This is a genomic window from Streptomyces sp. CRN 30 (assembly GCF_034105845.1).
Genome location: NZ_JAVRHI010000016.1, coordinates 50,094 through 58,206 on the forward strand (window position 1 = coordinate 50,094; position 8,113 = coordinate 58,206).

Here is an 8,113-nt window from a genome sequence, read left to right on the forward strand (position 1 = left end):
GGGTGTGGCGGTGCGTGGTGACAAAGCGGGCGTAGGGGTCTTTTCGGGGCGGTGAGTCGGGGCACCCTGCTCCTATGGTCCGTCCCGTTCCGCCCGGTGTGCCGTCGCGGCTGCTGGCTCCAGAGCCGGTGAGTGCCGCGCTGGCCAGGCGTTTCGTGCGGTCGGTCCTCGGTGACGTCGCCGCGGGGACGGCCGACACGGCCGAGCTGCTGACCGGTGAGCTGGTGACCAACGCGGTGATCCACGCCCGTACCGAGATCGAGGTACGGGCGTGGGCCGTCGACGGGCAGGCGCACGTGCGGGTCAGCGACGCCTGCCCGGAGCGCGGTCTCCTCCCGCACGCACCGCGCCCCTACGCCTGCACCGGCTGGGGGCTGGGGCTGGTCGAGGAACTGGCCACCGGCCTCGGTGTGCACACCGAGGCCGGCCGCAAGACCGTCTGCTTCGAGGTGTGGCCCGAGGCGCCCACACCGCCGCCGTCCGTGCGGGAGACGGTGGTGCCGCCCGGCCCGTCCCTGACCGTGACGCTGAGCGACATCCCGTACGCCCTGTACGGAGCGGCCCGGCAGCACAGTGAGGGGCTGCTGCGCGAACTGCTGCTGGCCGGCTGCGAGACCGGCGGCCGGACCGGGGTGAGCGACGAGGAACTGCTCGTCGCGCGGGACATGATTCACACGGTCTCCGCGAGCATGACGGCGGAGGTGGAGCAGGAGACCCCGGACAGCTCGACGTTCTCCCTGCTGGTGGGGTTCCCGGCGGACGCCGCACCCGGTGTGGCGACCCTGCGCCGGGTCCTCGACCGGGCCGACGCGGCGGCGCTCCGCGGTGACCTGCTCGCCCTGCCCGCCCTGCCGCAGATCCGTGCCTTCCGGCACTGGCTGCTCGACCAGATCGCCGGGCAGCTCTCCGGCGGGCCCGGTACCGCCTGGACGCAGGTCCCGGGCGAGCCGGGCGCCACCCCCGCCAACACCGCCCCCTGGGACGCGAGCGAGGTGGCGGCCGCCGACGTCCCGACCGTCGCCGCCGACGACGGCAACCGGATCATCGCGGTCAACCAGTCCGCGGCGGCCCTGCTGGGCCGGGAGACGTACGAACTCGTCGGACAGCCCCTGACCGTCCTGATGCCCGAGCACCTGCGCGGCCGCCACATCAAGGCGTTCAGGGAGCTGCTGCTCACCGGCGAGTCCCACATCCTGGGGCGCTCCGTCCCGGTGCCCGCGCTGCACCGGGACGGCCGGGTGATCCCCGTACGCCTGGCCATCGAGACGCAGGAGGCGGTCGACGGGAGGACTGTGTTCGTCGCCCAGCTGACCGCGACGGCGGCGCCGCCCGCCCCGCCGGTCGCGCCGCGGGACGAGAGCCCGTACACGACGCGGCCGGTGCCCGGACCGGTGCGCCTGCCCACCACCGCGGCGACCGCGCGGACGGTGGGTCCGGAGCGGGCGGCGGCGTGGCTGCCGCTGTTCGCCGACACCGGCCGGGCGCTGACCGGCACCCTCCCCCTGGACGAACGGCTGCGCCGGGTCTGCCAGATCCTGACCCGGCACCTGGCCGACTGGTGCGCGGCGGACATCGTCGACGAGGAGGGCCGGGTGAAACGGGTCTGTGTCGTCCACCGGGACCGCCCGACCCCCCTCTCCGAGGAGCGGCTCGGCTCGCTCCCGCCGGTCTCCGAGGGCACCCGCGGGCTGCTGCCCCGGGTGCTGCGCGGCGCCGGTCCGCTGCTGGTCACCGACATGGCCCAGTTCGCGCAGGCGCGCAGTCCGCTGGACGCGCGGCAGCTGGAGCTGGTCGAACAGTTCGGCGGGGACAGCGCGGTCGTCGCGCCGCTCAGGGCCGCGCGGGGCGTCATCGGCGCGCTGACCCTGGTCCGGGTGGGCAAGGAGCACCCGTTCACCAGGAACGACATCCTGCTCATCGCGGAGCTGGTGCACGGCATCGCCCTCGGAGTGGACAACGCCCGCCTGCACCAGCACACCCACTCCAACGCCGAGCAGCTCCAGCGTGCCCTGCTGCCCGAGCTGCCCCGCGTCCCGCACCTGGAGCTGACGGCCCGTTACATCCCCTCCAGCACCACCGCCGAGGTGGGCGGGGACTGGTACGACGCCTTCGTGCTGCCCGACGGCGACACCGCGCTGGTCATCGGGGACGTGTCGGGCCACGACCTCCAGGCCGCCGTCGCCATGGGCACCCTGCGCAACATGCTGCGGGGCATCGCCGTCGACCGGCGGGAACCACCGGGGGAGGTGCTGCGCCGCCTCGACCTGGCCTGCCGCACCCTCTCCTCGCAGACCACCGCCACCTGCGCCTACGGCCTGCTCAAGGACGACGGCGGCGCGGGCGTCCTGCACCACTCCTCGGCCGGGCACCTGCCGCCCCTGCTGACCACCGAGGACGGCGACACCCGCTACCTGGAGACCGGCCGCGGCCTGCTGATCGGTATGGACCCCGACCTGCCCCGCCCCACCGCCTGCGACGCGCTGCCGCCCCGCGCCACGCTGCTCCTCTTCACCGACGGCCTGATCGAGCGCCGCGGCGAGGACCTCGACGTCGCCATGGGCCGGCTGCGCCGGTACACCGCGGCCCACGCGCGCGACCCGCTCGACGCGTTCTGCGACGAACTGCTGATCCGCTTCGGCGCCGACTCGGCGGACGACATCGCCCTGCTGGCGCTGCGGCCGACGGGACCCTCCGGGACGGGACCCTCCGGGACGGGACCGTCAGGGGGGACGGGACCCTCCGGGTCCGGCTGACGCCCGTGAGAACCCGCGAGAGCCGGCGGGAGCCCGCGGAGGCCGGGCCCGGTGCGTCGATTGCTCCGGTTCGCCCCTCACGGCCCGGTTCGGGCGCCTACGCTGGAATGTCATGGAACCCGTCAGCATCGGGGCCCGGCTCGCGTCGAGCATCGTCGTCCCGTTGGTGAAGCGACTCTTCGTGGTGGACGGACCGGGCGCGGGACTGGTGGACCGGCCCGTGCGGGTCTCCTCCCTGGTGTCGTTCCGCGGGGAGAAGCGCACCCTGTCCGACGCCGATCTGCACAAGATCGCCGAGGAGCTGGTGGACCGCGCGACGCAGTCGACCGGCATGACGGAGCGTCTGCCGGGCTTCGAACAGCGCGCGGTGGTCAACGCCGTCGCCCACTCCCTGGGCTCCCTGGGCCACATCGACATGGACGACGTCCAGGTCGTCCGGCTCGGCCACCTGGAGCTGTCCCGGAACCTGCGGGCGGCCAACCAGGCCGCCACCCGCGGACTGTCGAGCGACGCGGTACTGCTGCACGCGCGCGTGATGGACACCGCCTGCCTGCACATCCTGCACTTCTTCACGACCAGGTCCACCTTCGTCCCGCGTACGCTGGCCGAGCAGAGCCGCCGGATCGAGGAACTGTCCTCGAAGATCGACGTACTGCTCCTGCGGACGCCCTCCCCGGCCGACGGAGGCTTCGAGCAGCGCTACGCCGGCTACATCTCGGGCAAGTACGGACGGCTGACCATCTTCGGACTGGACCTGTCCGAGTCCTCCGGCACCTGGTCCCTCGACGCCGCCTACCTGAGCCTGGAGGCCACCGAGAGCAGCACCGGTGACCTCACGTCGATGCTCCCGGCCGAGCAGGTCCTCGCCCGGCACGACCGGGTGCTGCTGCGCGGCGTGGCGGGGTCAGGCAAGACCACGCTCGTGCAGTGGCTCGCGGTGAGCGCCGGCCCCGACGGCTTGGACGAACGGCTGCTCTACCTGCACGGCCTCGTACCGTTCGTCCTGCCCATGCGGTCCCTGACCCGCGCCGGGGCCCGCCTGCCCGGCCCCGACGAGTTCCTCTCGGCGGTCGGCTGCCCCATCGCCCACGCCCAGCCCACCGGCTGGTACGACCGCGTCCTGACCGCGGGGCGCGGACTGCTGCTGGTCGACGGGATCGACGAGATGCCGGAGGCGGAGCGCGAGGAGGCCCGTACCTGGCTGCGCGACCTCGTCGACGCGTACCCGAGGAACCACTGGCTCGTCACGTCACGGCCGTCGGCGGTGCGCGAACACTGGCTGGCGGCCGAACGGTTCCGGGAACTGGACCTGGCCCCCATGAGCCGCGACGACGTCGCCTCCTTCATCCGGCGCTGGCACAAGGCGGCCGGCAGCGCCGACAGCTACCGCAAGGAACTGCTCTACGCGATCCGGGCCAAACAGGAACTCGCCCGGCTCGCCACCAACCCGCTGATGTGCGCGCTGATCTGCGCCCTGCACCGCGACCGCAGGGGCTACCTCCCCGACGGCCGCAAGGAGCTGTACGACGCGGCCCTGTCCATGCTGCTCTCCCGCCGGGACCGCGAACGCGGCGTGTACCGGACGGGCGACCTGCGGATCGGCGAGACCCACCAGGTGCAGCTGATCCAGAAACTGGCGTACTGGCTGATCCGCAACGGCCGCTCGGAGATGGCCACCACCGACGTGCTGGGCCTGCTGGCCCAGGCGCTGACGGCGATGCCGCGCGTCGCCGCGCTGGGCTCGGTCGAGCAGATCTACCGCCACCTGCTGGTGCGCAGCGGACTGCTGCTGGAACCGGTCGAGGGCAGCATGCAGTTCATCCACCGCACCTTCCAGGACTATCTCGGCGCGCGGGCGGCGGTGGAGAGCCTCGACTTCGACTTCCTCGGCGACAACGCCCACCTCGACCAGTGGGAGGACGTACTGCGCATGGCCGTCGCCCACGCCCGCCCGGCCGAGCGCACCCGGCTGCTCACCGGCCTCATCGAACGCGGCGACGCCTGCGAGGACACCCGTCACCGGCTCCACCTGCTGGCCGCTGCGTGTCTGGAGGACGCCACCGAACTCAGCCCGGCGGCACGCGCCGAGGTGCAGCGGCGCGCCGCGACACTGATCCCGCCGCACTCGGTCGCCGAGGCCCGCGCGCTCGCCGACGTCGGCCCGGTCGTCCTGGAACTGCTGCGCGGCCCGGCGCACCTCACCCCCGACGAGGCGTACCACACCGTGCTCACCGCCGTCCGGATCGGGACCGACGCGGCGATCCCGGTCCTGTCCCGGTTCCGGACCGTGGACGACCTGCGGATACGGACCGAGCTGGCCCTGGCCTGGAGCCGGTTCGACACCGACCGCTACGCGGAGGAGGTCATCGCCCACCTCGGCCAGGACGAGCTGTACTTCGCGGTGTCCAGCGGCCGGGAACTCATGGCCCTCAGACGTTTGGGAGGCCGGTCGCTGCTTAAGATCACCGCCCCGCTCACCGTCGAGGAGATGAAGGCCCACTGCGTCAAGGAACGCCTGACGGGACTCTGCGTCGCGGTGGACCCGGGGTGGTCGTGGTCCTGGCTCGCCGGGTTCTCCCGCCTCACCGAACTCACCCTGGAGACCGCTCTCCCCGAGATCGACGTCGGTTCGCTGCGCGCGGTGCCGTCGCTGCGTACGCTCCGGCTGCCGGAGGGGGCACGGACGGTCGGCGCCGACCTGCTCTCCCCGGCCGTGGAGATCGTCCGTGCGGGACCGGCGATCCCGTGAGAGAGCGGAAACCCGCCCGTACGCCGCATCCGTACGGCCGGTCCGGGCGTCTGTCCCGGTATGGAACTGGAGAAACCGCCGGGGGACGCCCGTCCGGTGTCCGTGGCGGAGCCGTCACCGGCGGCGGCCGAAGGATGTCTCACTGTCGCGATCCGCGTACCGCTGCGGATCGTGATGCTCGTCCTGGTCGTGCCGGTACGGATGGTGTGGGACGCGCTGGTGGTCACCGGGAGGTTCCTCGGGCGCACGGTGTTCCGGCCGCTCGGGCGGGCCGTCGGGTGGCTGGCGCGGGCCCTGTTCGTCCTGCCCCTGGTGGGGCTGTGGCGGTACGTCGTCGTCCCCCTGGCCAGGGCCGTCGGGTGGCTCGGGACGGTCCTGCTCGTCCGGCCGGCGCGGTGGCTGTACCGATGGGTGCTGACCCCTGCCGGGCACGCCCTGCTGTGGGTGTGCACGCGGCTGGTGCTGCCGGCCGGCGCCGCGGTCGGGGCGGCCGTGGCCTGGCTCGCGCGCGTACTGGTCGCCCTCCCGGCGGGGTGGTTCTACCGGTGGGTCCTCACCCCCGTCGGACACGTGCTCGCCCGGTGCGGCCGCGGCCTTGCCTGGTGCGCCGGGGGAGTGGCGTGGTGCGTGCGGACGGTCGTCGTCGGCATCGGGACCGCCCTGTACCGGACCGGCCGGGTGCTGCTGGTGCTGCCCGCCCTCGCCCTGTGGCGCTGGGTCCTGGCCCCCGTCGGCCGCTTCCTCGCCGTGCTCGGCCGGGAGATCGCGGACGCCGTCGGCCACGCCTGGCGGATCGCGGGACGTGTCTCCCTGGCGGTCGGCCGGTTCCTCGCCACGCTCTTCCGGTGGCTCTTCGTCGACCCGGTGCGGTGGGTGTACCGGACCCTGCTGACGCCGGTGGGGCACGTGCTGCGGGACCACGTCCTGCGGCCCGTCGCCGAGACCGCCCGCGGTGCCGGACAGGCCGTGCGGCAGGCGTTCGCCGCCGCCCGCGCGTCGGTGCGGCAGGCCAGGGCGGACGTGCGGCGGGCCCTGTTCGGCGCACCGCGGCCGGCGGTACCGGTGGACCGGCGGGAACCTTCCGGCGACGGGGCACGTACTCTTGGTAGCAGTACGACCGCTCTCACGAAGGACTGAACGACACTGGGCAAGCGACAGCCCGAAGGCCCGCCGCCGGTACCCGCGGTGCAGCGCATCCGACTGCGCTACACCAAGCGCGGCCGCCTCCGGTTCACCAGCCACCGTGATTTCCAGCGCGCCTTCGAGCGTGCGCTGCGCCGCGCCGAGGTGCCCATGGCGTACTCGGCGGGGTTCACCCCGCACCCGAAGGTGTCGTACGCCAATGCCGCACCCACCGGCACGGGCAGTGAGGCGGAGTACCTGGAGATCGCGCTCACCGCGACGCGCGACCCGGAGCAGCTGAGAATCCTCCTCGACGCGTCGCTGCCCACCGGGCTCGACATCGTCGAGGCGGTCGAGGCCCGTACCTCCGGGCTCGCCGATCGGCTCACGGCTTCCGTGTGGGAGCTGCGGCTGGACGGCGTGGAGCCGGCCGACGCGCGCCGCGCGGTCGAGGCCTTCGACGGGGCCGGGACCGTGGAGGTCCAGCGCCGGACGAAGAACGGCGTCCGCACCTTCGACGCCCGCTCCGCCGTCGTGCACCTGGAGACGTCTCCGGCAAGCGACGAGACGCACGCTTCGCAGGCTGATAGGCCGAGTGACCAGCCCTGTGCGATACTGCGGCTGGTTGTTCGGCACGTGACGCCTGCCGTGCGACCCGACGACGTCCTGTCCGGTCTCCGCGCCGTGGCCGACCTGGCGCCGCCGGTCCCCGCAGCGGTGACCAGGCTGGCGCAGGGGCTGCTCGATGAAGAGACCGGCACGGTGACCGACCCGCTCGCGCCCGACCGCGAGGCAGTAGCGACCGAGCCGCAACCGGCCGCCGCCACTGCCGCCGCGACGGCGCCGGCGTAAGGAAGGTCCCGCGAAGGGACGGACGTCGTAAGCGCCGCCGTCGAACTCGGGAGCCACCTGGGTCGGGCAGCGCCACCGACCAGAAGACTTTCGCCAGGCCGTACGCGACAAGGTTGTACGGAACCGGCGAGACAGGACACAGCGAGCTCCCGAGCGGCGCCCGCGCCCCGGACGGCGGTATCCGCGCAGCGCGCGAGCCGCGGACGTCACCGGCGGTCGACCCGATCGACGCCGGACCAGGCGCGGCGCCCGGGAGCCTGACGGGAGATACGCCCGCATGCTCGAACCGACCGAAGCCACGGAGCCGGTGAACGGCTCCGCAGAACCGAACAACACCCCCAGCGACACGCTGCCGCCGCGCCGCCGTCGCCGGGCCGCCTCCAGGCCGGCGGGTCCGCCGGCCGGTGCCGCCGACACCTCGGCGGAGACCGTCCAGCCGACCGTCCCGGCCGCGGAGAGCGACGCCGTCGCCGACGTCGTCGACGAGACGCAGGACCAGGACCAGAACCTGGTACCGGGTGAGGACCCGGACCTTGAGAACGAGACGGCGGACGCCGCGTCCGTCGACGCGGCCGCCGCCGGGGAGGCGAAGCCGGACGAGGAGCCGGCGCCCGCCCGTCCGCGCCGCCGCGCCGTG

5 protein-coding genes are annotated in these 8,113 nt (G+C 73.7%); all 5 read left to right on the forward strand.

Annotated features, from left to right (window positions below; genetic code table 11):
- The first annotated feature begins 74 nt into the window (after positions 1 to 74).
- On the forward strand, positions 75 to 2,753 hold the full coding sequence (locus UW392_RS01950; protein ID WP_320773064.1) for a SpoIIE family protein phosphatase: 2,679 nt from the start codon (positions 75 to 77) through the stop codon (positions 2,751 to 2,753).
- Positions 2,754 to 2,865: 112 nt separating this feature from the next.
- Complete coding sequence (locus UW392_RS01955; RefSeq protein WP_320773065.1) at positions 2,866 to 5,502, forward strand: NACHT domain-containing protein; 2,637 nt, start codon at positions 2,866 to 2,868, stop codon at positions 5,500 to 5,502.
- A 60-nt stretch (positions 5,503 to 5,562) separates the two neighbouring features.
- Entirely contained in the window at positions 5,563 to 6,639 is a 1,077-nt protein-coding gene (locus tag UW392_RS01960) for a hypothetical protein (protein WP_320773066.1), read from the forward strand.
- A 48-nt stretch (positions 6,640 to 6,687) separates the two neighbouring features.
- On the forward strand, positions 6,688 to 7,476 hold the full coding sequence (locus tag UW392_RS01965; RefSeq protein ID WP_320773067.1) for a TIGR03936 family radical SAM-associated protein: 789 nt from the start codon (positions 6,688 to 6,690) through the stop codon (positions 7,474 to 7,476).
- Positions 7,477 to 7,753: 277 nt separating this feature from the next.
- On the forward strand, positions 7,754 to 8,113 hold a 360-nt coding region (locus UW392_RS01970; protein WP_320773068.1), incomplete at its 3' end, for a hypothetical protein.